At 67.7% G+C, this 24,377-nt stretch carries 29 protein-coding genes; 6 read left to right on the top strand and 23 right to left on the bottom strand.

Translation table 11 applies throughout. The features are described from left to right. The first annotated feature begins 38 nt into the window (after positions 1-38). Both ACZ5M6_RS07350 and ACZ5M6_RS07345 read left to right on the top strand, forming a co-directional pair. Complete coding sequence (locus ACZ5M6_RS07350; protein ID WP_464160037.1) at positions 39-533, top strand: DUF7662 domain-containing protein; 495 nt, start codon at positions 39-41, stop codon at positions 531-533. Continuing rightward, a complete protein-coding gene (locus tag ACZ5M6_RS07345; protein ID WP_152949792.1) occupies positions 523-951 on the top strand; it encodes a type II toxin-antitoxin system VapC family toxin in 429 nt (142 codons plus the stop codon). Before ACZ5M6_RS07350 ends, ACZ5M6_RS07345 begins: the two co-directional genes overlap by 11 nt. Here the strand turns inward: ACZ5M6_RS07345 and gyrA are convergent, their stop codons facing one another. Further along, positions 952-3,726, bottom strand: coding sequence for a DNA gyrase subunit A (gene gyrA, locus ACZ5M6_RS07340; protein WP_464160036.1), 2,775 nt, complete (start codon positions 3,724-3,726; stop codon positions 952-954). It abuts the gene before it with no gap. Positions 3,727-3,848: 122 nt separating this feature from the next. Here gyrA and ACZ5M6_RS07335 point away from each other — a divergent pair, with 122 nt between their 5' ends. After that, on the top strand, positions 3,849-4,424 hold the full coding sequence (locus ACZ5M6_RS07335) for a superoxide dismutase family protein (protein WP_464160035.1): 576 nt from the start codon (positions 3,849-3,851) through the stop codon (positions 4,422-4,424). A 60-nt stretch (positions 4,425-4,484) separates the two neighbouring features. Here ACZ5M6_RS07335 and ACZ5M6_RS07330 read toward each other — a convergent pair whose 3' ends face one another. Further along, the gene (locus ACZ5M6_RS07330) at positions 4,485-5,015 is read right to left on the bottom strand and encodes a DUF1003 domain-containing protein (protein WP_224764363.1); all 531 of its coding nucleotides are present in this window, start codon (positions 5,013-5,015) and stop codon (positions 4,485-4,487) included. 29 nt (positions 5,016-5,044) lie between these two features. Further along, positions 5,045-5,977: a DMT family transporter gene (locus ACZ5M6_RS07325; RefSeq protein WP_464160034.1), complete on the bottom strand. Its 933-nt coding sequence runs from the start codon at positions 5,975-5,977 to the stop codon at positions 5,045-5,047. Positions 5,978-6,073: 96 nt separating this feature from the next. Here ACZ5M6_RS07325 and ACZ5M6_RS07320 point away from each other — a divergent pair, with 96 nt between their 5' ends. Both ACZ5M6_RS07320 and ACZ5M6_RS07315 read left to right on the top strand, forming a co-directional pair. After that, positions 6,074-6,352, top strand: a complete 279-nt coding sequence (locus ACZ5M6_RS07320; protein ID WP_054765111.1) for a type II toxin-antitoxin system Phd/YefM family antitoxin — start codon at positions 6,074-6,076, stop codon at positions 6,350-6,352. After that, positions 6,349-6,729, top strand: coding sequence for a type II toxin-antitoxin system VapC family toxin (locus ACZ5M6_RS07315; RefSeq protein WP_054765110.1), 381 nt, complete (start codon positions 6,349-6,351; stop codon positions 6,727-6,729). The genes ACZ5M6_RS07320 and ACZ5M6_RS07315 overlap by 4 nt, the downstream gene beginning before the upstream one ends. Before the next feature lie 3 nt (positions 6,730-6,732). On the opposite strand, the gene ACZ5M6_RS07310 is transcribed toward ACZ5M6_RS07315, so the two are convergent. From ACZ5M6_RS07310 to ACZ5M6_RS07215, 20 genes are all read right to left on the bottom strand, one after another. Continuing rightward, positions 6,733-7,203, bottom strand: coding sequence for a DUF2269 family protein (locus tag ACZ5M6_RS07310; RefSeq protein ID WP_464160033.1), 471 nt, complete (start codon positions 7,201-7,203; stop codon positions 6,733-6,735). Continuing rightward, positions 7,200-8,501 (bottom strand): SDR family oxidoreductase, encoded by a 1,302-nt coding sequence (locus ACZ5M6_RS07305; RefSeq protein ID WP_464160032.1) that lies wholly within the window; start codon positions 8,499-8,501, stop codon positions 7,200-7,202. Before ACZ5M6_RS07305 ends, ACZ5M6_RS07310 begins: the two co-directional genes overlap by 4 nt. After that, positions 8,498-8,914 (bottom strand): thiol-disulfide oxidoreductase DCC family protein, encoded by a 417-nt coding sequence (locus tag ACZ5M6_RS07300; protein ID WP_464160031.1) that lies wholly within the window; start codon positions 8,912-8,914, stop codon positions 8,498-8,500. The genes ACZ5M6_RS07305 and ACZ5M6_RS07300 overlap by 4 nt, the downstream gene beginning before the upstream one ends. Before the next feature lie 48 nt (positions 8,915-8,962). Next, positions 8,963-9,457, bottom strand: a complete 495-nt coding sequence (gene ssb, locus ACZ5M6_RS07295; RefSeq protein ID WP_054766868.1) for a single-stranded DNA-binding protein — start codon at positions 9,455-9,457, stop codon at positions 8,963-8,965. 187 nt (positions 9,458-9,644) lie between these two features. Next, positions 9,645-10,067 carry a PDC sensor domain-containing protein gene (locus ACZ5M6_RS07290; RefSeq protein WP_152949785.1) on the bottom strand — a complete coding sequence of 141 codons (423 nt, stop codon included), beginning with the start codon at positions 10,065-10,067 and terminating at the stop codon, positions 9,645-9,647. Further along, complete coding sequence (locus ACZ5M6_RS07285; protein WP_182714466.1) at positions 10,067-10,753, bottom strand: hypothetical protein; 687 nt, start codon at positions 10,751-10,753, stop codon at positions 10,067-10,069. Before ACZ5M6_RS07285 ends, ACZ5M6_RS07290 begins: the two co-directional genes overlap by 1 nt. Before the next feature lie 78 nt (positions 10,754-10,831). After that, positions 10,832-13,534: a transcriptional regulator gene (locus ACZ5M6_RS07280; protein ID WP_464160030.1), complete on the bottom strand. Its 2,703-nt coding sequence runs from the start codon at positions 13,532-13,534 to the stop codon at positions 10,832-10,834. A 62-nt stretch (positions 13,535-13,596) separates the two neighbouring features. Next, the gene (locus ACZ5M6_RS07275) at positions 13,597-14,514 is read right to left on the bottom strand and encodes a flagellin (RefSeq protein ID WP_054765103.1); all 918 of its coding nucleotides are present in this window, start codon (positions 14,512-14,514) and stop codon (positions 13,597-13,599) included. 133 nt (positions 14,515-14,647) lie between these two features. Continuing rightward, a complete protein-coding gene (locus ACZ5M6_RS07270) occupies positions 14,648-14,971 on the bottom strand; it encodes a flagellar protein FlaG (RefSeq protein ID WP_228186257.1) in 324 nt (107 codons plus the stop codon). A gap of 86 nt (positions 14,972-15,057) precedes the next feature. After that, complete coding sequence (locus tag ACZ5M6_RS07265) at positions 15,058-15,795, bottom strand: flagellin (RefSeq protein WP_054765102.1); 738 nt, start codon at positions 15,793-15,795, stop codon at positions 15,058-15,060. Between the two features lie 112 nt (positions 15,796-15,907). Next, positions 15,908-16,726, bottom strand: a complete 819-nt coding sequence (locus ACZ5M6_RS07260; RefSeq protein ID WP_054765101.1) for a flagellin — start codon at positions 16,724-16,726, stop codon at positions 15,908-15,910. 113 nt (positions 16,727-16,839) lie between these two features. Then, on the bottom strand, positions 16,840-17,637 hold the full coding sequence (locus ACZ5M6_RS07255; RefSeq protein ID WP_152949782.1) for a flagellin: 798 nt from the start codon (positions 17,635-17,637) through the stop codon (positions 16,840-16,842). Between the two features lie 110 nt (positions 17,638-17,747). Further along, positions 17,748-18,491, bottom strand: coding sequence for a flagellin (locus ACZ5M6_RS07250; protein ID WP_054765099.1), 744 nt, complete (start codon positions 18,489-18,491; stop codon positions 17,748-17,750). 298 nt (positions 18,492-18,789) lie between these two features. Continuing rightward, a complete protein-coding gene (locus tag ACZ5M6_RS07245) occupies positions 18,790-19,602 on the bottom strand; it encodes a flagellin (protein ID WP_054765098.1) in 813 nt (270 codons plus the stop codon). A gap of 357 nt (positions 19,603-19,959) precedes the next feature. Further along, complete coding sequence (locus tag ACZ5M6_RS07240; protein WP_464160029.1) at positions 19,960-20,454, bottom strand: hypothetical protein; 495 nt, start codon at positions 20,452-20,454, stop codon at positions 19,960-19,962. Further along, entirely contained in the window at positions 20,451-20,834 is a 384-nt protein-coding gene (locus ACZ5M6_RS07235) for a M15 family metallopeptidase (RefSeq protein WP_228186262.1), read from the bottom strand. The genes ACZ5M6_RS07240 and ACZ5M6_RS07235 overlap by 4 nt, the downstream gene beginning before the upstream one ends. Next, complete coding sequence (locus tag ACZ5M6_RS07230) at positions 20,831-21,118, bottom strand: hypothetical protein (protein ID WP_152949779.1); 288 nt, start codon at positions 21,116-21,118, stop codon at positions 20,831-20,833. Before ACZ5M6_RS07230 ends, ACZ5M6_RS07235 begins: the two co-directional genes overlap by 4 nt. Continuing rightward, on the bottom strand, positions 21,115-21,270 hold the full coding sequence (locus tag ACZ5M6_RS07225; protein ID WP_464160028.1) for a hypothetical protein: 156 nt from the start codon (positions 21,268-21,270) through the stop codon (positions 21,115-21,117). Before ACZ5M6_RS07225 ends, ACZ5M6_RS07230 begins: the two co-directional genes overlap by 4 nt. After that, a complete protein-coding gene (locus ACZ5M6_RS07220) occupies positions 21,267-22,748 on the bottom strand; it encodes a DUF2793 domain-containing protein (protein ID WP_464160027.1) in 1,482 nt (493 codons plus the stop codon). Before ACZ5M6_RS07220 ends, ACZ5M6_RS07225 begins: the two co-directional genes overlap by 4 nt. A 144-nt stretch (positions 22,749-22,892) precedes the next feature. Further along, positions 22,893-23,354: a DUF4112 domain-containing protein gene (locus ACZ5M6_RS07215; RefSeq protein ID WP_287396315.1), complete on the bottom strand. Its 462-nt coding sequence runs from the start codon at positions 23,352-23,354 to the stop codon at positions 22,893-22,895. A gap of 66 nt (positions 23,355-23,420) precedes the next feature. On the opposite strand from ACZ5M6_RS07215, the gene ACZ5M6_RS07210 reads away from it, so the two are divergent. Then, positions 23,421-24,374, top strand: a complete 954-nt coding sequence (locus ACZ5M6_RS07210; protein ID WP_464160026.1) for an endonuclease/exonuclease/phosphatase family protein — start codon at positions 23,421-23,423, stop codon at positions 24,372-24,374. The last annotated feature ends 3 nt before the right edge of the window (positions 24,375-24,377 follow it).

The following is a 24,377-nucleotide window of genomic DNA, read 5'->3' as shown; positions in this document are numbered from 1 at the left end:
ACCTATATATAAAGTTATATAACTTTGGAGTTGCCGAAATGTCGGTCTACGCCCCGCTGGAATACCGCCTCGCCCAAACGAAGCAAAACGCCCTCACTCTGTCGTTCGAAGAGATCGAAGCCCTGCTGGGCCGAAAGCTTCCCCAATCCGCCTATGACGAGCGGATAAGGCGTCAATGGTGGGCCAATACCGACACCCATGTTCAGGCCAAGGCCTGGCTGAAAGCGGGCCGCAAGGCCAAGCTCAATCCCGCTCGGAACGAGGTCACCTTCGTAAAGGAACAGACCGAAACGGGGGTAGGGGGCGCCCTTCTATCCTTGGCCGCCCTGACGCCCGCTGCGCGCAGTTTAGTGGAGCGCACCTGTCAGGAGCGCGGCGTCGATCTTGGAACGGCCGTCGCCCTCCTGTTGAACGAAACCGCACGAAGCCGGAACGAGGCCTTTCTGGACCGGATGGACCGCTCACGCAGCCGCTCGATCTATTCCAGCGTTTCCAGCGTCGATCTGATCCGGGAAGATCGCGATGGCCGATGAGGTGGTGATCGACGCCTCGGTCTTTGCGGCAGCCCTGTTCGACGAGGAACATTCCGCCGCCGCCAGACGGTTTCTGGGCGACTGCGTAAGCTCGGAGCGGATCATGATCGCGTCCGACCTGATGCCGCTCGAAATCGCCAGCATAGCGGCGAAGAAGGTCTGGCGAGGCGAATGCTCCGAGCATCTCGGGGCGGAAGCCGTCGATACGGCGCGTGGCATGATGGCCATGCCGGTATCACTGCCGGACCTGTTGGCGCGCGCCTATGACCTGGCCGCGCGTCACCGGTTTTCCGTCTATGACGCGACCTATATCGCCTTGGCGGAAGTGCGAGACAGCCAGGTCGCGACGCTGGACGCCCGACTGGCTCGACGCGCCGAGGCGGAAGGCTTCGCCGACCGCCTCGTCCTCGTCGCCTGATCAGGCCTCGCCGCCCTCTTCACCGGCGACGTCCGCCTCATCCTCGCCGCCGCTTTCCGGCAGGCGTTCGACCGAGACGACCCTTTCGTCCTTGCCGGTGCGGAAGATGGTGACGCCCTGGCTGGAGCGGCCGACGATGCGGACCTGATCCACGCGGGTGCGGATCATCTGGCCGCCCGAGGTGACCAGCAGCAGGTCGTCGGTCTCCTCGACCGGGAAGGCCGCGGCCAGGCGCGCGCCCGCGCGGCCGCCCAGGCCGTGGGCCGTCAGCCCCTGGCCGCCGCGACCTGTGCGGCGATACTCATAGGCGGAGGACCGCTTGCCGAAGCCGGTTTCCGTGACCGTCAGGATGAACTGTTCGGCCGCGCCCAGTTCGGCGATCCGCTCGGGCGAGATCGGGGCCTCGGCGACGTCGTCCTCGGCCTCAGCGGCCGGCGGCTCCTCTTCGCCCTCGGCGCCGGCCAGGGCCTTGCGCATGGCGTTGGCGTGTTTGACGTAGGCGGCGCGTTCTTCCGGCGTGGCGTCGACCCGGCCCAGGATGGCCATGGAGATGACCTCGTCCCCGTCCTGCAGGCGCACGCCCCGGACGCCGGTCGAATCCCGGCCCTTGAAGACGCGCACGTCGTCGGCCTTGAAGCGGATGGCGCGGCCCAGGGCCGTGGTCAGCAGCACGTCGTCGTCCGCCGTGCACAGGCCGACGCCGACCATGCGGTCGTCGCCTTCCAGCTTCATGGCGATCTTGCCGGCGCGGTTGACCGTGGCGAAGTCCGACAGCTTGTTGCGGCGCACGTCGCCCGAGCGGGTGGCGAACATGATGTCGTAATCGCCCCAGGTCGCCTCGTCCTCGGGCAGGGGCAGGACGTTCATGATGCTGTCGCCCGGCTCGATGGGCAGCAGGTTGACGAAGGCCTTGCCGCGCGACTGCGGATTGCCCAGCGGCAGGCGCCAGGTCTTCAGCTTATAGGCCTTGCCGTTGGTGGCGAAGAACAGGACCGGGGTGTGGGTCGAGGCGCTGAACACGCCGGTGATGGCGTCCTCGTCCTTCATGGCCATGCCCGAACGGCCCTTGCCGCCGCGATGCTGGGTCCGATAGGCGTTCAGGGCCACGCGCTTGACATAACCGCCGTGGGTGACGGTGACGACCATGTCCTCACGCGGGATCAGGTCCTCGTCCTCCATCTCGCCGTCGCCTTCCCCGATCAGGGTGCGACGCGGCACGGCGAACTTGGCCTTCACGTCGATCAGGTCGTCGCGAATGATGGCCAGGACGTTCTTGCGGTCCGACAGGATGGTCAGGTGGCCCTGGATGGTGTCGGCCAGGCCGTGCGCCTCGCCGAAGATGTCGTCGCGGCCCAGGCCGGTCAGACGCGACAGGGTCAGGGCCAGGATGGCGCGAGCCTGTTCGTCGGTCAGGCGGATCTTGTCGCCCTCGACGATCACGCTGCGCGGGTCGGCGATCAGCTCGACCAGGGCCATCATGTCGCCGACGGGCCAGGCCTTGGCTTGCAGCCGCTCGCGCGCCTCGGTCGGATCGGCCGAGGAGCGGATAATGTGGATGACCTCGTCGATATTGGCGACGGCGACGGCGAGACCGACCAGGACGTGGCCGCGGTCGCGGGCCTTGTTCAGCTCGAACTTGACGCGGCGGACCACCACCTCCTCGCGGAAGTCGAGGAAGGCTTCCAGAAGAGCGCGCAGGCCCATCTGCTCCGGTCGGCCGTGGTTCAGCGCCAGCATGTTGACGCCGAACGAGCTCTGCATGGCGGTGTAGCGCCACAGCTGGTTCAGGATGACGTCGCCCGAGGCGTCCCGTTTCAGCTCGATGACGATCCGCATGCCCTGACGGTCGGATTCGTCGCGAACGTCGGAGACGCCCTCCAGACGCTTCTCGCGAACCATTTCGGCGATGCGCTCGATCAGCGTCTGTTTGTTGACCTGGTAGGGCAGTTCGGTGACGACGATGGCCTCGCGATCCTTGCGGATCTCCTCGATCGAGGCGCGGCCGCGCACGACGACCGAGCCGCGACCGTCGCGCAGCGCATTGCGCGGCGCGGTGCGGCCCATGATCTCGCCGCCGGTGGGGAAGTCCGGGCCGGGCACGATGTCCAAAAGGGCGTCGTCCGAAACGTTGGGATCATCCAGCAGGGCCAGGGCCGCATCGACGACCTCGCCCAGATTATGGGGCGGGATGTTGGTCGCCATGCCGACGGCGATGCCGCCCGCGCCGTTGACCAGCAGATTCGGGATTCGGCTGGGCAGGACGACCGGCTCCAGCTCCTTCTCGTCATAGTTCGGCTGGAAATCGACCGTGTCCTTGTCGATGTCGGCCATCAGGGCCGTGGCGGCCGGCGCCATCCGGCACTCGGTGTAACGCATCGAGGCCGGCATATCGCCGTCAACCGAGCCGAAGTTCCCCTGCCCGTCGACCAGCATCAGCCCCATGGAGAAGGGCTGGGCCATCCGCACCAGGGCCATATAGACCGAGGCGTCGCCGTGGGGGTGGAACCGCCCCAGCACGTCGCCGACCACGCGCGCGCATTTCGAATAGCTGCGCTCGGGCGTCATGTTCAGGTCGTGCATCGAATAGAGGATGCGACGGTGAACCGGCTTCAGCCCGTCACGGGCGTCAGGCAGGGCGCGGCTGACGATCACGCTCATGGCGTAGTCGAGGTACGAACGCTTCAGTTCGTCCTCGATGGTGATCGTGGAAATGTCTGAGCCGCCGCCTCCCGGAACAATCGGAGTTGCGGCGTTTTCGTAGCTGTCGTCGGTCAAGGAAGCGTGGCTTTATGCGGCCGGAATCGGAACGTGATCCGCTGTCGCGTTTTCTAGCATTCTAGCATCGCGGTGGCAAAGCGACGCCGCCGTGAAAGCCCGTCTCTGAAAGGACTTTCCACATGCACGCCAAGACCCTCGCCTTCGCCGTCGCCCTGGCGTCTCCCCTGGCCTTCACCGCAGCCTGCGCCGCGACCGGCAACGCCCCCCAGACCCAGGCCGAGCTCGCCCCGGTCGGTGCGGCGGGACAGGCAGTCTTGGTCAACGCCTCGGGCGCCAACATCGGTCGCGTCGATTTGCGTCAGGGGCCGACCGGCCTTCTGATCAAGATCGAGGCTTCCGGCCTGACGCCGGGCTGGCACGGCATCCACATCCATGCGACGGGCGCCTGCGCCGCCCCCTTCACCTCGTCCGGCGGCCATATCAACCACAGCGAGCCCAAGGCCCCGCACGGCCTGCTGAACGCCCAAGGGCCGGACGACGGCGATCTGCCGAACGTCTATGCGGGGGCGGACGGCAAGGTGAACGCCGAACTCTTCACCACCCGCGCGCGCATTTCCTCGGAAGGCCCCGGCCAGTGGCTGTGGGACGAAGACGGCTCGGCCATCATCATCCACGCCAATCCCGACGACCATTCGACCCAGCCGATCGGCGGCGCCGGCGATCGGGTGGCCTGTGCGGCCCTGAGCGCGAGCTGAGTTCTCTCGCCCTCCTGCGTCATCCCCGGGCCTCACCCCGAGGATGACGGGGGTGTGGCGTCATCGCCCCTTCTGGATCAGCAACCGCTCGATCATGCGGGTCTGTTCCTCCTGGCGGGCCGTCAGCTGCTCCACCTTGTCCAGCAGGGCCATGATCTCGATCTCGGCCTTCAGATTGACCTGATAGTCGTTGCTGGCGTCCAGCCGGTCCTTCGCCGCCTGGCGGTTCTGGCTCATCATGATCACGGGCGCCTGCACCGCGGCCAGCATGGACAGGACCAGGTTCAGGAAGATGAAGGGATAGGGATCAAAGGCGGCCTTGCGCAACAGCAGGTTCCCGGCGGTCCAGAGCGCCAGAAACACGCCGAAGGCGATGATGAAGGGCCAGGACCCGCCGAAGGCGGCGACCCGATCCGCCAGTCGGTCGCCGAAGGTCTGACGCCCCTGAAAGGCGGTGTTGACGTCCTCGGAAATGGGACGTCGGTCGGCGGTGCTCTGCATCACGCTGGCGGCGTTTGCGGGCAGATCGTGTTTGGCCTTGCCCAGCCAGCGGCGGGACAGATGGTCGGCGTCGATCGGGGCGTGGGACAAGGGCGGGCTCCTGAGGCTTGCGCCCCAGATCAAGCCTTGGCGGCCCCCGCGCGCAAGCCCCGTTCGGCCAGGGCCACCAGGGCCACCCCGCCCATGGCGATGGCCGAACCCGTCAGGATCTGGGGCGTCAGCACGTCGCCCATGAAGCCCCAGCCGATCAGCATGGACACGACCGGCGTGACCAGCAGATAGGGCGTGACCCGGCCGGCCTCGCGCCTCTGCACCAGCCAGAACAGCAGGGTGGTCGCCAGCACGGACGAGGTGATCCCGGCCCACAGCAGCGAGGCCCAGACCATGGGCGACGCCGCCTTCACCGCCTCCCACTGGCCATGCTCGAACACCGCCGAGCCGAAGGCCATGACCGGAAAGGCGCCCAGCGCCAAAAGGCCCTGCATCTTCAGCGGCGGGATCGAGGTGGTGCGCCGCGCGACCACCGTGGTCACGCCCCAGGCGGCGCCGGCCGCAATGGCGACCAGAATGGCCTTCCAGTCCTGAAGCGCATGGGCGTCCAGGGTCATCCAGGCCACGCCGACAAAGGCCACTCCCATGCCGACCAGGGCCGCCTTGTTCAGCCGCTCGCCCAGGATCAGGAAGGCGAACAGGGCCGTAAAGGGAATCCACAGCTGGTTGGCCACGGTGACCGGACTGACGTCGGTCGCCAACCAGTAGGCGGTATAGGCCAGACCATATTGGATCGGCCCCCCCAGCAGGACGATCAGGGTCAGGCTGCGCCAGTCCGGGAAGGGCGGACGGACGAAGACGATCAGGCAGGCGGTGGCGATGCCGAACCGGATCGCCCCGACCAGCAGAGGCGACAGCTGCTCGGTCGCCAGCTTGGCGCCCGCATTGTTCACGCCCCAGACGATGATGATCGCAGCGATGGCGGCGATCTCCAGCCCGGTCAGGGCATGGGGCTTTGCAGGCGGCGGGGCGGGCGGGGGGGCGGCGGCGGCATCGGACATGCCCCGCCTATGGCACGGTGCGCGCCAGAACGCCCTTCACATGCCGTGTCCGCGCGTTGCATTGACATGTACAGGCCTGACGCCCAACATGTACATATGACCGAAGTCACCCTGACCGCCTTGCGCAAGGACCTGTTCCGGCTGGTCGACAGCGTGCTGGAGACCGGCGAGCCGCTGGTGATCCGGCGCGGCGGGCGGCGGCTGACCTTGATCGCCGAGACCCCCGCAAAACCGATGACGCCCGAAGAACGCTGGGACGCCTATATGGCCCAGGGCGTGCGGGAAGGCGCCGACGACTGCCCCGACGACATCGACACCAACAAGAGCCATTGGACCTGGGATCCGGACACCAAGTTCGACTTCGAGGACAAGTGATCCACCTCGACACCCAGGTCGCCCTCTGGCTCTATTACCGACTGGATCGGCAGATCAGCCGCGCGGCGAAGGCGCAGTTGGCGCGGGCTCGCGACCTGCGTCTGTCCCCCTTGGTCGTGGTGGAGATCGAAATCCTGATCGAGATCGGTCGGGTCAAGCTGAAGACGGCCGACCTTCTGCTGCATGACCTTCAGGAGCGTCTGGATCTGGAGTTGTCGGACGCCTCGGCCGCCGCCGTCGCCGAGGCCGCCTGCCGCTTCGCCTGGACGCGCGATCCGTTCGACCGGCTGATCGTCGCCAACGCCATGGCCGACGGGGCGACGCTGATCACCGCCGACCGGGTGATCCTGCGCCATTTCGATCAAGCGGTCTGGTAGAACTTAGAACGTCGGCTTGGCGACCATCAGCCAATAGATGGCCAGGACGCCGGCGAAGGCGGGCCAGCCCAGGGCGAACCACCAGCGGAACAGGCGATGATAGGCCGGCGGCAGGGCCGCCCCCTGCCCCGCCGCCTGCTGGGCCAATTTCATCATCCGGTACTGAATCCAGACGACCGGCAGCCAGCAGAGGCCGACAAAGACATAGAGCCCGTAAGCCGCCAGCAGCCAGGGACTGGTCAGGGACCAGCCCTGCAGATGGATCAGGCCCAGGCCGCTGATCGGCTGGACCACGACGGCGGTGGCGGTGAAGACGAAATCGGCCAGGACCACGATACGGCCGACCTCGGCCACCGTCCTGGCGTCGCGCGTGGCGTGGGCGCGCAGCATGAAGAAGGCGATGCCTGCGCCTGTGCCGAACAGGACGGCACCGGACAGGATGTGGATGATCTTCAGCGCGAAATAGAGGCTCATCGGCGGGCGTCCGTTGCGGCGACGAACAGGCAGAGGGCCATCATCGGCAGGACTTTCAGCCACGGCCCCAAGGGGTCGATCCAGTAGTGCGGCAGGCTGAGGCTGCCGGCGATCAGATAGCCCACGGTGGCCACGCACATGAGGATCGCCACCCGCGCCGTCCAGGGCCGCACGAACAGGGCCAGGCCCAGAACCACGTCCAGCAGGGCGCCCCACCCGGCCACCGGCCCGGCCCAGCGGCCATAGCCGCCTTCGTGCAATATGGCGACGGCGCCGCTCCAGCCGGGGCCGAAACTGATCAGGCCGGTGATCAGCCAGAACAGGCCCAGGGTCAGGATCGAAATCGGGCGGACGAACCACAGGCGGGCGTGCCAGACGTCCTGGACCGAGGCCGGGGTCTCGGCCAGGAAGCGGGAAAAGCCGCGCGACGATACGCCCAGCCGCTCGGCCCAGCCGCTGTCGCGACCGGCGACGTCGTGATCCATCTGGCGCATGGCCGTGGTGCGGATCGGCGAGGACCAGCCCAGCCGTCCCAGCAGATCGCCGATCGCCAGGGCGGGCGCGGCCAGGGCGCGGGGAACCCGAACGACCGGCGCCGGCTTCAAGCCCAGCCAGCCGCGATAGAGGCGCACCGTCTCGGCCATGGTCACCGCCTCCGGCCCGGGCATGTCCAGGATCAGGCGCGACGGGGCGCCGGGCCGCAGGGCTGCGACGACGGCGACGGTGAGATCGCCCAAGGGGATCGGACGGAAGATCTGGTCGCCGCCGACGACGGGCGAAAACAGCGGAAAGGCCGCCAGCGCGCGGATCAGACCCGTGCCGCCGAAGGCCGCCCGGTCCACCACCAGCGACGGCCGCAGGACCAGCCAGTCCAGCGCGCTGTCCTCGACCAGTCGTTCGGTCTCGGCCTTGGTGCGGGCGTAGTCGGTGCCGGCCGCTTCGTCGGCGCCGACGGCGGAGATGTGGATCAGTCGGGCCACGCCCGCCGCCTCGCACGCCGCGATGAGGGCGCGCGGGCCGTCGACATGGGCGGCGCGAGTGCTGTCGCCGCCGCCGTCCTGAAGCACGCCGACGCAGTTCACCACGGCCGACACCCCCTCCAGCAGCGGCGCCCAGGCCTGGGCCGTCGTCAGTTTCGAAAAGTCGGCCGCGACCCAGTCGAAACCCGGCGCGCGTCGGGACGGTTCGGCGATACGCCGCGCGCCCGCGCGGATCGTCCAGCCTTCGACGGACAGGGCCGCCGCCATATGCGAGCCGATGAAGCCGTTGGCGCCCAACACCAGCACGCGACCGCTCATCCCAGCACTCTGTCCTTCAGATCGACGCCCGCTGGCGGAAGAGCGCACCAGGTCGCGCCGGAAAACCGGCGACGGCGACGCGCCACGAAATCATAAAGCCGGTCGCGAATGAACCGGGGCGCGATCCGACCGATGATCGCCCACCGATAGGGTGCAGGCAGCTGGGCGGCGATGGCCAGGACGGCGTCGGAACGTTCGCGCGCCATGCCGTCCTGGATCAGCAGCATCGTGGCGGGGTCGTCCGGATCGACGTCGTAATGGGTCAAGAGCGCCCGCCCCAAGGCCGACTGGGTCGGCGCCAGCCGGAACAGCCCGGCCCGATCCGCCTTCAGGATCTTGCGCGCCGAGCCGGAGCAGAGCGCGCAATCCCCGTCGAAAAGAACCAGGGGCCGGTCGTCCGGGAACACCGGCACGGCGGGATCCTCACGATAGCTGTAAGGCCCCCGCCCCACCTCGAGCGCTTAGAACGGAATGTCGTCGTTCAGGTCGTAGCTTTCCTTGGGCCCGCTGGGGCGGTTGGCGCCGCCGGTGGAGAAGCCCGAGGAATAGTCGTCGTCGCCGCGACCGCCGCCGTAGCCGCCGCCCTGGGAGGCGCCGCCCTCGGACCGGCCGCCCAGCATGGTCAGTTCGCCCTTGAAGCGGCTGACCACGATCTCGGTCGAATACTTTTCGACGCCCTGCTGATCGGTCCACTTCCGGGTCTGGAGCGCGCCCTCGACATAGACGGTCGAGCCCTTCTTCACATAGTTCTCGACCACCTTGACGATGTTGTCGTTGAAGATGACGACCCGGTGCCACTCGGTCTTTTCCTTGCGCTCGCCGGTCGACTTGTCGCGCCAGGTTTCCGAGGTGGCGATGGACAGGTTGGCGATGCGGTCGCCGTTCGGCATCGACCGGATTTCAGGATCCCGGCCCAGATTGCCGACCAGAATGACCTTGTTGACGCTGCCCGCCATGGAAACTTCCTTCTCACCAGACCGGCGATCACCTCGCCCGCCCTTCAAATTCAGTCGGATGTCTTAGAGCCGCTGCGGATCACCGTCAGCCGCATTCGACGCCCAACCCGCCAAAACGGTGGATTAACGCTTTGTTCCACTTTTGTTCGAGGGCCGCAAGTCCCTCGAACGAAGACCGGCTGAGCGGTCAGGGCGTCTCGGGCGGGGGCGCGGCGACGGCGACGGGCCGGCCCGTCTCGTCCCTCTGGATCGCGCCCGGTATCGCCAGCCGCCCGTCGCCGGTGCGGGCCATGGCGAAGAAGCGGCTTCCCGTCAGGCTCTTGCCGAACTTCACCCCCTCCCGATCAATGAAGATGAAGCGGCCCTGATAGGCGCCGGCCACCTCTTGATTCGAGCCGCCCATGCGCAGGAAACGCAGGCGCATCTCCTCCAACTGGGCGGCGCACAGTTCGATCTGGGCGACGTTTTCGCTCATCTTCTGAAGCCGCGGCGGCTGTCCGTCCGGCGTGGCGACGAAATAGCAGACGCCGGGCTGGAACTCGAACTTCGGCGCGTTGGAGCAGGCGCCCAGAGCGGCGGCGGCGATCATCGAAAGGGCGAGCACGCGCATCAGTTCAGACCCGGGAATTGGCAGTTGCGGTCCTGTTCCGCCAAGGTGCGGAAACGGGTGTTGTCGCTGGACTGTTCCACGCGACGCGGCACCAGACGCAGGGTGGTCTCGCCCCAGCGGCCGTACTGAGCGTCGCCGGGACGGACGCAGGTTCCGGCGTAAAGGGCCTGGACGCAGGCGTTCAGGCTCATGCCGCTGGACAGGACGCGCCAGTCTGAGCCGGTGTGGCGCAGACACTGCGCGCCCGCCGCCGCCGGCGCCGAAGACGCAGGCGCGCTGGGCGTCGTGGGCTTGGGTTCCATGTGCGGCGCGGGTTCCGCCTGGGCCAGTTCGACGGACGGCAGCTCCGGCGGCGGGGCGAAGGCGGCGGTCGGCGCGGCGGCCAGGGCGCCCGTCTCGTCAATGCCGACGTCCAGGGCGTCGGTCGCCAGACCGTTGCGCTGGGCGCAGTCCGCCAGGGTCGCCATCCCGACGAACTGACCGTTGACGAAGCAGCGCAGTTCGCGCGTCGGCTCCAGCGAGGGGGCGTCGGCCAGATCGACCGTCAGGCCGCCTTTGGACGCCGGCGGCGCCTCAGGCGTCTTTTCGCCGCCGCTGGTGAAGATCAGAGCCAGTACGACAGCGGCGATGATCACCAGTCCGGCGCCGACGGCGATGATGACGCGATTGTCTTGAGGAAGGGCCATGGCGAACTTTCGCGACTGAGGCGTCCAATAACCCGGAACCGGCGCCGGCCGTCAACCGGGAACCACGCGCCTTCGCAATCAGCCGACAAGACGGCTGAGCGCCGCCTGATAGTTGGCCAGTTGGGTCTGCTGATAGACGGTGGACGAGCCCTTGTTCGTCTGGGTGTTGGTGATCGTCCCAGTGGAGGGAGCCAGGGCGCGATAGCCGGAGCGGACCGCCGTCAGGGCGGCGGCCAGGGCGTCGTTCGCGGCCTTGATCGAGGCGGCGTCGTTCAGATTCAGAGTGTTGGGCAGATTCAGCCCGATCGTCTTCTTGTCGCTCGTCGCCGTTTTGCTGATGAGGCCGGGCGTCAGACCCAGGGCGGCCAGAGCATCCTTGCCGGCGGGTCCGGCCGTGATGACCGCGCCCTCGCGATTGGCCGCGGGGGTGATCTGCAGCCTCTGGGTCGGCGGATTCGATTTCAGGTCGGAGACGATCTTGGCCTCCAGCTGACGCCCCGAGGCGACGGAAATCTTCTTGGCCAGGGTGTCCAGCGTATCCTTGGCTTCGATGGTGACGGTCAGGGCTCGCCCCCCGCCGGCCGGGGTAATCGAGAACTGATCCCCGACACGGGCGGAGGTCGCCACGGTCAGAAGTTTGGAGTCCGCCTGCATGACTTCGCCCTGCGGCAAGCCCAGCCGATCCAGAACGCTGGCGCCGCCGGAGACGATGCTGAGGCTGGCGGGCTTGGCCTGGTCGCCGTCGGCGCGCCAGGTCTGGTTGGACTCCACCGCGCCCGTCGCCAGATCCAGCCGCGCCAGATAGGCGCGCGTCGGATCGGTCTTTGTCGCCCCCGCATCCCGGTTCGAGCCGGTGATCCAGACCTTGCCGTCGCGCACCTCGACATCGGCGGCGGTGTCGTCCCCCGCCCCGCCGAAATAGGTCAGGCGATCGGCGCCGGTGTCCTGAAGATCGGTCGAGAAGGCGGCGACGAAGACGTCCGTGCCCCCCGCATGCGCCTGGATCGGGGTTCCCAGGTCCAGGGCCGGATTGCTGGTTTCCCCCGTCAGCACCACCTTGCCGTTTTCGACGGAGATTCCCGCGATCTTGCCGCTGGCCGATCCCAGGTCGCGCGTCGCGGCCAGGGTGGGAACGCCCGAGGCGTCCAGCGTGAACCGGCGAACCACCGCGCGGCCGTTCTCCACGCCGGCGGTGAACAGATCCGCGCCGGACACGGTCATGGCCTGGATCGAGTCATCTCCGCCCGTACCGAACTGCTGGGTGGACATGTTGATCGCCGTCACGACGCCTTTTCGATTCGGCGCGGTCTGGGAAAAGGTCTGGACATAGCTGTCCCAGCCGCCGAGAGCCATCGTGCCCGGCATGGCCGACTTCGACCGACCCGCGACATAGACCAGGCCGTCGGCGCCGAAGCCCACCTGGGTCGCTTCGTCCGCCGCCTTCGCGCCGCGGCGTTGGGTCCAAAGCTCCTGGCCCGAACTGTCGAAGACGGTGACGAAACTGTCGGCCACAGCCGCATCGGCCCCGCTCTTGCCCGGCTCAAGGGCCCCGGTGACAGAGCCCGCGACAGCGATGCGGCCGTCCGCCGCCGCCGCCAGAGAAAAGCCGTTGGCCTTGCTGGCGGCGCCCAGGAGCTTGGTCTGCACCAGATTTCCGGCGCTGTCGTACTTCATCAGGGCGACGTCGCGCGTCCCCTTGATGGGCTGATTGGCCTCCCCCGCCTTCAGGTCAGCCAACACCCAAACCGAGCCGTCGGCGGTCGTCACGCTGTCGCGGACGGATTCGACGCCCGGCGGAAGTTCGGATCGGCCCAACCGGCCTTCGACCCAGAAGGGGTCAGCCACGCCCTGCTGCGGCGTCGGGGCGGCGCCCCCGTCCGTCTGAAACTTCAAAAGCTGGCTCGAACCCGTCGTCCCGCCGACATTCTGCGTCACATAGACGGCGTCAGACGTATCGACGGCCTGATAGGAGACGGTCTCCCCGGAAGAACCCCAGACCTTCAACGCCCACTGGTCCGGCCCCGCCGGCAGGGTGATGGTCTTGTCGCCGCTCTTGATCGTCTTGGGCTCGACCTTGATCATTTCGCGGCCCATGCGGCTGGCTACCCCGGCCGCTTCCAGCTTGCCGTTCATATAGGCCACGACATTGTCCAGGGTGCGCGTCGTATCGCCCATCTCCGACAGGTCCATGGACACCGAGACGGTTCCCGTGGCGCTCTTGACCGACATGGCGAACTTGACGTCGCCGGCGAAGGCGGCGACCGGCGCATCCAGGGCGCCCTCATGGATCGGCTTGGCGACGAAGCTGGCGGGCGCCTTTTCCTGGGCGTAGCCGGTCTTCACACTGGTTTTAGAGACGCCCTGAACGACCTTCAAATCCTCGAACTTGGCAGTCTGGAGATATTTGGACACCTCTTCGAGACCGGCGGAGAAGCGCCGGTTCAGCTGATCCGCCTCGAGCTTGGTCAACCCCTTGTCGTCGGCGCGATCCGCCAGGGCGCTCAGCGTGTTCAGTCCCTGGTAGATGGCGAAAAGCTTGCGATAGTCGGGGGACGCGCCCGCCATATCCAGATCGACGGCGCTCTCGTCGATCACCTTGCGCCCGGCCAGGGCCGCCCGCACCAGGTCGCTGGCCTTGGGCGCCGTCGCAGCAGAGGAATTGGCCCAGGGCGCGGTGGGCTGGGTCTTCTTGGCCTTGGCCGGAGTCGCAGAGGCGCCGATCAGCGAGGACGAGTCCGCCGAAATCCCATACAGACCTAGCAAATAGCTGTTGCTTATCATAGCGCGGCTCCGCTCAGGGGCAGCCTACGACGCAAGCGATAACGAGCTGTTAAGTCGCCCTATCAGCCCTTGAACAGCGACAGGATCATCTGCGGCGCCTGGTTGGCGATCGCCAGGGCCTGAACCCCCAGCTGCTGCTGGACCTGCAGGGCTTGAAGCCGCGCGCTTTCCTTGGCCAGGTCGGCGTCCACCAGATTGCCGATGCCCGCCTCCAGCGAATCCGACAGCTTGCCGACATAGGTGGTGTGGCGTTCGATCTGTTTGGCCTGGGCGCCCAGTTCCGACAGGCGCGAGCCGGCGACGGTGATGGCCGCATCGATCCGCTGAAGGGCGAACTTGGCCTTTTCCTGGGTCAGCAGGTCGGGCGCGGCATTCAGCAGGGTTTCGTCTTCCGGCGTGGCGGCGTTGTTGGTCCAGGCCTGAACGCCGGCGGTGGCGGGATCGGAATCGAAGGAGTTGGCCGCCAGACCCAAGCCCACCAGGCCGAGGTTCTGACGCTTCAAGGCGATCGTCTCATTGCCGTCGGCGCTGGCGAGAAAGTTCAGATCCGCCGTCGCCGAGCCGTCCAGAATATTGGCGCCGTCGAAGATGGCGTTGTCGGCGAACGACTGGATCGACTTCAGCAGCGACTGGAATTCCTGATCGTAGGAGGCGCGCGTCGCCGCCGTGGCGCTGGGGTCGGCAGCCGCAGTGGCCTTCTGCTTCAGCTCCAGGAGGATGTCCGAAATCTGCTCCCCGGCGGCCAGGGAGACGTCGGCGATCGAGGTGGCGCGGTTCAGGCTGGTGGTGACCGCCTCCAGCGACCCTCGGTCCGCCCGCTGGCCCTGGGCCACAGCCCACACCGCAGCATTGTCCTTGGCGCCCTGCACCTTCAGCCCCGTATTCACCCGGCTCTGCGTCGACGCCAGGTTCTCGCTGGTGCGATTCAGGTTCTGCAGGGCGATCATCGCCGAGGTGTTGGTGTGGATACTGCTGGTCATGGCTTCAAGCCCCGGACTTTCTGTTCCTGCCAGTATTAATCATGAGTCGTGAGCGGATGGTTAACGCCCCGGAAACCATGATTGCGCCGTCCGGCGGGCCGGCGGCGTTAAAAATTCAGGCTCTCCCGCCGGCTCAGACGGCGGTGTCGACCACCCGGCCTCCGCGATAGGTCGGATCGCTGATCAGCTTCTCGACGTCTTCGCGAGGCAGTTGGCGGATCACCTCGCCCGTCACCCGATCCAGAACCTTGTAGACAAAGCGGTGACGACCGACCGCCTCGATCGTCAGACGATAGCGTCCGGGGTCTGCAAGACTGTTGGGCGTCTGGGGCGCTTCATCCGCGGTCGGCGCGGCGGCCGAGGCGTTCACGGGCTTCACCTCCAAGGAGGCTTCGGCCGCCTTGGCGGGTGCGACGGGTGCAAGAGCGCTGCTTATTCTGGCGACATTCTCCGTCATGGCTCCTTGCGCGGATCACTCCGCGTCTCCTTGATGAAACGAGGACGATGGCCGGGGCGGTCGCGAAACCGCCCCGGCCGCTCGCCTTAGCGGAACAGGCCGAGCAGGGTTTGGCTCGACGAGTTGGCGATCGACAGCGCCTGCACGCCCAGCTGTTGCTTGGTCTGCAGGGCGGTCAACTTGGCGCTTTCCTTGGCCAGGTCGGCGTCCACCAGATTGCCCACGCCGGCTTCAAGAGCGTCCTGAAGCTTGTTGACGAAGCTGATCTGACGGCCCAGCGACTTGGACTGGGTGCCCAGGGTCGACAGGGTCGAGGTCGTCGCCGCAATGGCGGCGTCGACGTTGGCGGTCGTGGCGTTGGCGGCGGTGATGCTGCCGGTGTTCACGGCGGTGATCGCCGCGTTCGAGCCGAGCGCCGTCAGGCTGTTGACGCCGTCAAAGGAGGCGCCGGTGATCGCCGAAGCGATTTCCGTACCCAGGGCGTTGTATTCGGCCAGGTAGGAGGTCTGGGCCGCGCCGGTGGATCCGGCGATGCTGACCGCCAGCCCCTTCATTTCTTCCAGAGCGGCCGTGATCGTATCGCCTGCGGCCAGGGCCACGTCGGTGATCGATTGGGTGCGTTGCAGACCGGCGCGGACCGCGTCTTGCGAAGCGGCGGCGGCCCGTTGCGACGTGGCGATCGAATAGATCGCCCCGCTGTCCTTGGCCGACGAGACCTTCATGCCGGTGTTGATGCGGTTTTGGGTCCGCTCCAGCTCCGAGTTGGTCTTGTTCAGGTTTTGCAGCGCGATCGAGGCGCCGTAGTTCGTATTGATGCTCGCCATTTTGGCGTTCCTTCTTCACTTCGTGATGGCCGACGCCGTTTTGGCGACGGGAGCGTTTTGCTCGGGGTTCAAGACCTTGGCCCTGCCGCCGAGGCGACCGGGCCTCCGGGTCTTAGCGGAAGAGGCTCAGCACGGTCTGGCTGGAGGAGTTGGCGATCGACAGCGCCTGCACGCCCAGCTGTTGCTTGGTCTGCAGGGCGGTCAGGCGCGCGCTTTCCTTGGCCAGGTCGGCGTCCACCAGATTGCCCACGCCGGCTTCAAGGGAGTCCTGAAGCTTGTTGACGAAGCTGATGGTGCGCCCCAGCGACTTGGACTGGGTGCCCAGGGTCGACAGGGCCGTCGTCACGGCCGTCATCACCAGATCGACGTTGGCCGAGGTGAAGTCAGCCACCGTCGGAGACGCGGCCGTGAACTTGGCCAGGTCCGTATTGGCGCTGAGATCGGTCGTGATGCCGATGGTCTTGGTGTCGGTGGCGCCCGTGCCGATACGGACGTTGACCGCAGTGCCGCCGGTTGAGGCCGTCTTCAACAGGTTGACCCCGTCGAAGCTGGCGCCGTCCAGCGCGCTCTTGATTTCCTGACCCAGGGCCGCGAACTCGTTCTCATAGGAGGTCTTGGCCGAGCCGGTGGAACCGGCGATGCTGACGGCCAGGCCCTTCATCTCTTCCAGAGCGGCCGTGATCGTATCGCCGGCGGCCAGGGCCACGTCGACGATGGATTGGCCGCGCTGGATCGAGCTGCGGACTGAGTCCTGAGCGCTGGCGGCGGCGCGTTGGGACGTGGCGATGGCGAATATCGCCCCGCTGTCCTTGGCCGACGAGACCTTCATGCCGGTGTTGATGCGGTTTTGGGTCCGCTCCAACTCCGAGTTGGTCTTGTTCAGGTTCTGCAGCGCGATGGACGCGCCGTAGTTGGTGTTCACACTCGCCATTTTGGCGTTCCTTCTTCACTTTGTGAGGGCCGACGCCGTTTTGGCGTCGGGAGCATTTTGCTCGGGGTTTCAAAGCCTTGGCCCGGCTGCCGAGGCGACCGGGCCTCCGGGCCTTAGCGGAAGAGGCTCAGCAGGGTCTGGCTGGAGGAGTTGGCGATCGACAGCGCCTGCACGCCCAGCTGTTGCTTGGTTTGCAGGGCGGTCAGCTTGGCGCTTTCCTTGGCCAGGTCGGCGTCCACCAGATTGCCCACGCCGGCTTCAAGAGCGTCCTGAAGCTTGTTGACGAAGCTGATCTGACGACCCAGCGACTTCGACTTGGTGCCGAAGTCCGACAGGATGGCGGTGAAGGCCGTGATGGCCCCGTCCACCGTCGCCCCCAGGGTCGCCGCATCGCCAGACGTCGCCGTCGTCGTCGTGGCGACCGAGGTCGCGGCGCCGGCGATGGCCTTCAGCGTATAGGTGGTCGACGGCCCGGTCTGCACCGTGATCGCGGCGGCGTTGGCGGAGAACAGATTGACGCCGTCAAACGTCGCGCCGGACAGGGCGCTGGCGATTTCAGTCCCCAGGGCGTTGTATTCGGCCAGGTAGGAGGTCTGGGCCGCGCCGGTGGAGCCGGCGATGCTGACCGCCAGGGCCTTCTGCTCTTGCAGAGCGGAAGTGATCGTATCGCCGGCGGCCAGGGCCACGTCGACGATGGATTGGCCGCGCTGGATCGAGCTCCTCACCGCGTCTTGCGAAGCGGCCGACGCCCGTTGAGACGTGGCGATGGCGAAGATCGCCCCGCTGTCCTTGGCCGACGAGACCTTCATGCCGGTGTTGATGCGGTTTTGGGTCCGCTCCAACTCTGAGTTGGTCTTGTTCAGGTTCTGCAGCGCGATGGACGCGCCGTAGTTGGTGTTCACACTCGCCATTTTGGCGTTCCTTTCACTTCGTGATGGCCGACGCCGTTTTGGCGACGGGAGCGTTTTGCTCGGGGTTCAAGACCTTGGCCCGGCCGCCGAGGCGACCGGGCCTCCGGGCCTTAGCGGAAGAGGCTCAGCAGGGTCTGGCTGGAGGAGTTGGCGATCGACAGCGCCTGCACGCCCAGCTGTTGCTTGGTCTGCAGGGCGGTCAGCTTGGCGCTTTCCTTGGCCAGGTCGGCGTCCACCAGATTGCCCACGCCGGCTTCAAGAGCGTCCTGAAGCTTGTTGACGAAGCTGATCTGGCGACCCAGCGACTTGGACTGGGTGCCCAGGGTCGACAGGGCGGCGGTCACGGTCGAGATGGCGGTGTCGACCTTGGCGGTCGTGGCGTCGGCGCGCGCCTTGCCGCCGCCGCTGACGTCGGTCACGCCGGCCACGCCCAAGGGGGTGGTCAGGCTGTTGACGCCGTCGAACGAGGCGCCGGAAATCGCCGAGGTGATTTCGAGACCCAGGGCGTTGTATTCCGCCAGGTAGGAGGTTTCGGCGGCCGAACCCGCCGTCGTGCCCGCGATGGACACGGCCAGGCTCTTCATTTCTTCCAGAGCGGCCGTGATCGTGTCGCCGGCGGCCAGGGCCACGTCGGTGATCGACTGAGACCGTTGCAGGCCGGCGCGAACCGCGTCCTGCGAAGCCGCATTGGCGCGTTGGGACGTGGCGATGGCGAAGATCGCCCCGCTGTCCTTGGCCGAAGAGACCTTCATGCCGGTGTTGATGCGGTTTTGGGTCCGCTCCAACTCCGAGTTGGTCTTGTTCAGGTTCTGCAGCGCGATGGACGCGCCGTAGTTCGTATTGATGCTCGCCATTTTGGCGTTCCTTTCACTTCGTGAATTCCTTCGCCCTTTTGGCGAAGGGAGCTTTTTGCTCAGTGGGTAAGAAGCAATTGCCGGGCCAGAGGCGACGGCGAGAAGTCACGGTAAGCCACTGTTTTCATTAGTTTACTATTGATTCACCCTCCTTCTTGCCCGGCAGAATTTGCCGACCCCCGCCGTTCACTGGGCACATCTTGCCGACCCGAGCCCCAAAAGGACCCGACGAACGACCCTCGAACGGGGCGGCGTCGGCCCTCAGACGCGGCCTTCAGGGCCAGCCTTCAGGGCCGACCTAGTTGCGGAAGAGGCTCAGCAGGGTCTGGCTGGAGGAGTTGGCGATCGACAGCGCCTGCACGCCCAGCTGTTGCTTGGTCTGCAGGGCGGTCAGGCGCGCGCTTTCCTTGGCCAGATCCGCATCCACCAGATTGCCGATGCCCGCCTCGGTCGCGTCCTGCAGCTTGTTCAGGAAGGTCACTTGCCGACCGACCGACTTGGACTGGGTGCCCAGGGTCGAAAGGGCTTCCGTCACCTTGGCGATGGCGGCGTCGACCGCGCCCGTCGTCGCGGCGCCGGCGGCGATGGCTTGGTTGGTGATGGTGGTGATGGCCGTGTCGGCGGCCATGCCGCCTGCGACCGTGAAGCCGATCGCCGTCGTGCCGCCGCTGACGTCCTTGATCAGATTGGTCGCCGTCGCGCCTGTCCACAGGTTGACCCCGTCGAAGCCCGCCCCGGCCAGGGCCGAGGTGATTTCGGCGCCCAGGGCGCGGAAGTCCGTCAGATAGGAGGTCTGGGTCGCCCCGGTGGAACCGGCGATGCTGACCGCCAGCCCCTTCATCTCCTCCAGGGCGGCCGTCACCGTATCGCCGGCGGCCAGGGCCACATCGACGATCGACTGGCCGCGCTGCAGGGAGGCGCGCACGGACTCCATCGCGCCCATGTTGGCGCGCTGTCCGGTGGCGATGGCGTAGATGGCGCCGCTGTCTTTGGCGCTGGAGACCTTCATGCCCGTGTTGACGCGGTTTTGCGTCATTTCCAACTGGGCGTTGGTCTTGTTCAGGTTCTGCAGCGCGATGGACGCGCCGTAATTGGTGTTGATGCTCGCCATTTTGGCTGCCCTCTTTCACTTCTGTGCATGTGCGACGCCGTTTTAGCGTCGGGAGCATTTTGCTCCGCCCTCCCTAGAGCAAGGGCGGGGCCAAGCCGGTGAGCCGAGCCCATTTCATCAAGTCATTGATTTCTCTGCCTTGTTGTTGATGGAAAGGCGGAAAACTCGGCAACTTCTGTCGTGCGGCGGCAGAAGTTGCCGAGTCGTTTTTGCCCCATGCCTTCTTAAGGCTGCGGGACGGACGCCCGTCCCGCCGCCTGCATCGCCCGCTCGGCCAGAAGCGTCTCCACCGCCAGCCGGCGAGCGCCGTCACAGGCCAGCACCTGGGCGCCGCGCAACATATAGGCGGCCTCAAGGTCAGCCAGGGTCGGCGCCGCCGGCAGCGTCGCCAGGGCGCAGGGGCGGCTCGCCGTCTCCGGCAAGGCCAGACGCGGCGGCGCAACCGGCGAGATCCGGGGCGAGCCGGCACAGCTCGCGGTCATGAGCGCGCAGACGATCGGCGCGGCGGCTTTCCAGAACAGTGTTTGCATCATCGGCCCTTTTCGCCTCGGAGACGGCGGCGGCGGTCGCCCGCGTCGCCTGGATCTCCTGCTGTTTGAAATGCTCCAATCGACGGAGTTGCGCGACGGTCCCGGCCTGCTCGTGACGCCGCGCCTCGCCCTCCGCCTTCGCCGAGGCTGCGGCCTCGGACGCCCGGGCTTCGGCCCGAACCCGTCGGCGCTGCTCCAGGTTCAGCGGATCCCAGCGAAAGCCCAGCCCGCCCAACAGGGCGACCGTCAACGCCACGACCGCAACGACGGCCGCCGTCCAGCCCCCGGCCCGCAGACCTTTCCTCAGAGCGTCCGGGGTCATGGAAAGACCCTGCGATCCAGTTCGAAATGGGGGCCGTCCCGCAGGGTCCGCCAGTCGCCGCCCCAGATGATCGGGGTCTCAAGCTCCTGGGCCGCCGCCTTGAAGGCCGCCGCGATCCGACCGTAGAGCGGCCAGTCCCAGCGGACCTGTCCGTCCACCAGGGCCGCCACATCGACCGCGTGGCCGGTCAGATGGCGCGAGCGCCGGGTGCGGCTGGCGCCGGCGGCGACCAAGGCGGCCTGTCGTTCCGCCGTCCGAACGCCCTCGGTGATCATGAAATCGACGGGGCTCCGCGTGATGGCGGCCTCGACCACGGCGACCAGGGCGGGATGCACGCCCAGGAGCCGTCGGCGCGAGCTTTGGGACAGTCCGAAACTCATGGCCGACCTCCCGGCAGGCGAGGACGGGCGGTTGCGATCATGGCGGCCAGCTGCTGCGCCGTCGGCGCGACCAGATAGAGCACCAGGATCAGGGCCAGCAGCCCCATCAGCCCGTCCGTCATCTTGGGCAGCATTTCGGGGGGCGTTCGCCCCACCGTCCGCATCAGCAGGACCCACAGGCCGGCGCTGACCATGAAGGCGTAGAGCCTGCGCCACAGCCAGCGCGCCTCCGCCAGGGGCGGACTGAAAGACCGGTCCGAAACCGGCCGTCTGCGTCTGATCATTCTTCGTCCTCTTCATCAAAAGGCGCGCTGAAGTGTCGGCCGTCCCAGCCGGTTTGCGCGCGGCGATCCCAGTCGTTCAGCGCCTCCGGCGCATCCCAGGCGTCCCTGTCCGAGACCTCGATCGGTTCAGGCGCATCGGGCGAACGGCTCATCCGATCGCCGTGATGCGGATCACGCCTCCCGCGCCTGCGCCCCCGGCGCCGGACTGACTGAGGCCCGCGCCGCCGCCCCCGCCCCCGCCGCCGAACCCGCCGCCAGGGCCGCCCGCCCCGCCTTGGCCTGCGGCCTGGGCGTTTCCACCGCCGCCGCCGCCGCCGACCCAGGCCAGATTGGGCGTCGAGGGCGTTTGACCGGGTTGGCCCGCCGCTCCGCCGGGACTTTGTCGGCCGGTCCAGCCGCCGATCCCGCCCGGCCCGCCCGCGCGGGGCGCGTCGGCGGTCGACAGGCCCCCGCCCCCGCCGCCCCCGCCGGGGCCGTCAGGACACAGGGTTTCGCCCCCGCCTTGGGCCGTCGCTGTGATCGAACTGTCGCCGCCGGGATCGCCTCTCCTCAGCCCCAGACCGCCGATCCCGCCAAGGCCCGCGGCCGCACCGCCGCCCCGGCCGCCGCCGCCGCCGTTCGCGCCCAGCAGAATCGTTCCACCCTCCGCCAGGGCGGTCCCTTCTCCGGCCGAGCCGTCCGCCCCGGCCCCAGAAGCGGCGGCCCCGCCGGCTCCGCCGGTCCCGACCGTCAGCACCAGCGTCCCCGCCAGATCCTCGATGGCCCAGCGTCCTTCGCTCAAGCCGCCCGCCCCGCCGCCGCCGCCGCCGAACCGCGCCGTTCCCGAAGGGCCCGCCATGCCCGATCCGCCCCCGCCGCCGCCGCCGACGCAGACGACCTCGATCCACCGCGCCCAGGTCGGCGGGGCATAGACGCCGTCCGCAGTGAAGACGCTGGTTTCGCGCCGGGTGGCGCCTTGATCGAAGGCGACCCTGCCCGTCGCTCGATCGACGCCGAAGGCGCGCCGCCAACCGCCGCCGTCGGCGCTGACCTTCAGGCTCAGATCCTCGTCGCCGACCAGACCCAGTTCAGCCCGACCGCCGTATCCGCTCTGGAACAGCAGCGACAGCACGTCGCCCGCCGCCTCCTTGTTCAGGGTCAGGCGCAGATCGCCGTCGCCGCCCTCGCCCGAGCCGCGCGCCGTAAACAGGGCGGCGTTGCTCTTGATCGCCAGGGGGTTTGCGGCGTCCGCCGTCGTTCCCACCCCCAGGCGCGACAGGCCCTGGGCCTCGCCCAGACAGTCGCCCAGAGGTCGCCAGCCGGCGGCGCTGCGGACCACGATCAGGCCCGCGTCCAGAACCAGGGCGATCAGTCCCACGGGCGCGGCGACCTCGGCCCAGCCGCCCGCCTCGAACCGCATCAGGGCGCCCGCCGGACGCCCGCTCCAGGCCGGGCCGACCGGCGCCTGCGGCAGGATGTAGAGGTCGCCGTCCGCGGGCGTGGCCGGTTGGTTCGAAACCGACCGGCTGATCACCGCCGTCTGCACCAGAGCGTCCAGGCGGCTCAGGGCGGCGTTCAGGGTCACATGCTTCTGCATCTGCCCCGCCGCCAGATAGGGCAGGACCAGCCGCGCCGTGAAATCTTCGCTCATCGCGCTCTCCGTTTGTCGTCGGAGATCAGTCTGCCGCCGCCGCGAACCCAGGCGCGTCAGACGGAGAAGGAGCGGATTACAAGATTGTTTTCACTTGAACATTTTCCCGCCCCCAGCGGGATCAAGCCTCCATGCCCATAGGGCTCAGTCGTGCAGATAGACCACACGACGCAGGGACTTGTGGTTCCTGACCGTCTCCAGATGGCGTTCATGCTCGCCGCTGGCCCGGGCGTTGGCTTCGGAGTCCTCGACCCAGTGGCTGGTCTCGATGTCCTTTTGCAGGGCCTTGGCCGCCAGCAGCTGGCCGGGGAAGAAGGTGTCGACCAGATCGCCGGCGAGCGGCACCGTCCCGGTCGCCGTATCCAGCGCCATATAGGCCGCCATTCTGGCCAGAGTCCCAGGCGCCGCCTTGGCCCGAATCGCCTGCAACAGCAGCCAGGCGCCCGTGCCCGCCGTATAGGCCGTGCCGACCACTGGCACCCAGGTCAGGAGGGCGTCCATGCCGAAGCCGACCGGACCTATGCCGATGACCCGGTCCGACAGTTTCTTGACGCCCTCGACATTGGACCAGATCTTCTCGATATCCTTGATCGACCGTCTGGCCATGTCGCCTCTCACTGCGGCCCATCAACGCGACATAGCCAACAGCGTTCACCGAGAAAGGCAATAAGGATGTCGTTGCTGAAGACCGCAGCCAACGCCGCCGCCGGTCTGGCCCTGCTCGGCCTAGCGACCGTCGGCGCGGCGGCGCTCAGCGGCGTCGGACATCGCTGGGTGGACATACTGGCCCAGTTCACGGCGCCGGCCCTGCTGGCGGCGTCCGGCGTGACCCTGGCCTGCCTGATCCTGCGCCTCTGGCCCGCCGCCGGCGCAGGCGTCGCTTCGGTTCTTGTCCTGGCGATCGCCGTCTGGCCGCAGTGGGCGCCGTCCCAGGGCCACGCTGCGCCTGACCAGCCTGTGGTTCGACTGTATTCCGCCAACCTCTGGGTGGAAAACACCGACGTCGCCGCCATGAAGCGATCGATCGCAGCGGCGGACGCCGACATTCTGGTGCTGATCGAGGTGGGCGATGCGGCGTCGGATCGTCTGGACGACCTCCTGGCGGGCTATCCGCACCGCGCGGTCATGGGGGCGGCGGAGGCGCCGGGCGGCCGGGCCCTCTCGGTCGTCGCGTCCCGCTATCCGATCCTGCGCCGCCTGCCCGCCTCTCGCGACGGCCTGTCGGCCGTGGGCGCCGTGGTCGAGACGCCCCTGGGTCCGATCAACGTCTTCGGCGTCCACCTGACCCGGCCGTGGCCCTATCAGTATCAGTGGGGCCAGATCACCCAGGCCATGGCCCTGGACGCGCGCCGACGCGCCGCCCCGCCCCATCCGGTCATCGCCGCCGGCGACTTCAACAGCGTCTCCAGCGCCCGGATCGGCCGCCAGATCAAGACGGACATGGGTCTCCTGCCCGCCCCCGGCTTTCCCGGCACCTGGCCCACCGCCCTGCCCGCCTTTGCGGGCATCGCCATCGACCAGGTCTATCGCTCGCCGGACCTGGCTCTGCTCAGCCGCCGCATCGGCGAACCGACCGGCTCGGACCACTATCCGGTCGTGACCGAGTTCACCCGCGCCGCGCCCTGACTT

Source organism: Brevundimonas sp. Br13, from assembly GCF_055391505.1.
Note: the sequence above shows the minus strand (reverse complement) of the source record. Positions and strands in the feature narration are given on the sequence as shown.

Bases quoted from the DNA above. Each gene is read 5' to 3' on its own strand.
- ACZ5M6_RS07350 (WP_464160037.1), top strand. From the start codon at position 39: ATGTCGGTCTACGCCCCGCTGGAATACCGCCTCGCCCAAACGAAGCAA.
- ACZ5M6_RS07345 (WP_152949792.1), top strand. From the start codon at position 523: ATGGCCGATGAGGTGGTGATCGACGCCTCGGTCTTTGCGGCAGCCCTG.
- ACZ5M6_RS07335 (WP_464160035.1), top strand. From the start codon at position 3,849: ATGCACGCCAAGACCCTCGCCTTCGCCGTCGCCCTGGCGTCTCCCCTG.
- ACZ5M6_RS07325 (WP_464160034.1), bottom strand. From the start codon at position 5,977: ATGTCCGATGCCGCCGCCGCCCCCCCGCCCGCCCCGCCGCCTGCAAAG.
- ACZ5M6_RS07320 (WP_054765111.1), top strand. From the start codon at position 6,074: ATGACCGAAGTCACCCTGACCGCCTTGCGCAAGGACCTGTTCCGGCTG.
- ACZ5M6_RS07310 (WP_464160033.1), bottom strand. From the start codon at position 7,203: ATGAGCCTCTATTTCGCGCTGAAGATCATCCACATCCTGTCCGGTGCC.
- ACZ5M6_RS07305 (WP_464160032.1), bottom strand. From the start codon at position 8,501: ATGAGCGGTCGCGTGCTGGTGTTGGGCGCCAACGGCTTCATCGGCTCG.
- ssb (WP_054766868.1), bottom strand. From the start codon at position 9,457: ATGGCGGGCAGCGTCAACAAGGTCATTCTGGTCGGCAATCTGGGCCGG.
- ACZ5M6_RS07290 (WP_152949785.1), bottom strand. From the start codon at position 10,067: ATGCGCGTGCTCGCCCTTTCGATGATCGCCGCCGCCGCTCTGGGCGCC.
- ACZ5M6_RS07285 (WP_182714466.1), bottom strand. From the start codon at position 10,753: ATGGCCCTTCCTCAAGACAATCGCGTCATCATCGCCGTCGGCGCCGGA.
- ACZ5M6_RS07280 (WP_464160030.1), bottom strand. From the start codon at position 13,534: ATGATAAGCAACAGCTATTTGCTAGGTCTGTATGGGATTTCGGCGGAC.
- ACZ5M6_RS07275 (WP_054765103.1), bottom strand. From the start codon at position 14,514: ATGACCAGCAGTATCCACACCAACACCTCGGCGATGATCGCCCTGCAG.
- ACZ5M6_RS07270 (WP_228186257.1), bottom strand. From the start codon at position 14,971: ATGACGGAGAATGTCGCCAGAATAAGCAGCGCTCTTGCACCCGTCGCA.
- ACZ5M6_RS07265 (WP_054765102.1), bottom strand. From the start codon at position 15,795: ATGGCGAGCATCAATACGAACTACGGCGCCTCGATCGCGCTGCAAAAC.
- ACZ5M6_RS07260 (WP_054765101.1), bottom strand. From the start codon at position 16,726: ATGGCGAGTGTGAACACCAACTACGGCGCGTCCATCGCGCTGCAGAAC.
- ACZ5M6_RS07255 (WP_152949782.1), bottom strand. From the start codon at position 17,637: ATGGCGAGTGTGAACACCAACTACGGCGCGTCCATCGCGCTGCAGAAC.
- ACZ5M6_RS07250 (WP_054765099.1), bottom strand. From the start codon at position 18,491: ATGGCGAGCATCAATACGAACTACGGCGCGTCCATCGCGCTGCAGAAC.
- ACZ5M6_RS07245 (WP_054765098.1), bottom strand. From the start codon at position 19,602: ATGGCGAGCATCAACACCAATTACGGCGCGTCCATCGCGCTGCAGAAC.
- ACZ5M6_RS07240 (WP_464160029.1), bottom strand. From the start codon at position 20,454: ATGACCCCGGACGCTCTGAGGAAAGGTCTGCGGGCCGGGGGCTGGACG.
- ACZ5M6_RS07235 (WP_228186262.1), bottom strand. From the start codon at position 20,834: ATGAGTTTCGGACTGTCCCAAAGCTCGCGCCGACGGCTCCTGGGCGTG.
- ACZ5M6_RS07230 (WP_152949779.1), bottom strand. From the start codon at position 21,118: ATGATCAGACGCAGACGGCCGGTTTCGGACCGGTCTTTCAGTCCGCCC.
- ACZ5M6_RS07225 (WP_464160028.1), bottom strand. From the start codon at position 21,270: ATGAGCCGTTCGCCCGATGCGCCTGAACCGATCGAGGTCTCGGACAGG.
- ACZ5M6_RS07220 (WP_464160027.1), bottom strand. From the start codon at position 22,748: ATGAGCGAAGATTTCACGGCGCGGCTGGTCCTGCCCTATCTGGCGGCG.
- ACZ5M6_RS07215 (WP_287396315.1), bottom strand. From the start codon at position 23,354: ATGGCCAGACGGTCGATCAAGGATATCGAGAAGATCTGGTCCAATGTC.
- ACZ5M6_RS07210 (WP_464160026.1), top strand. From the start codon at position 23,421: ATGTCGTTGCTGAAGACCGCAGCCAACGCCGCCGCCGGTCTGGCCCTG.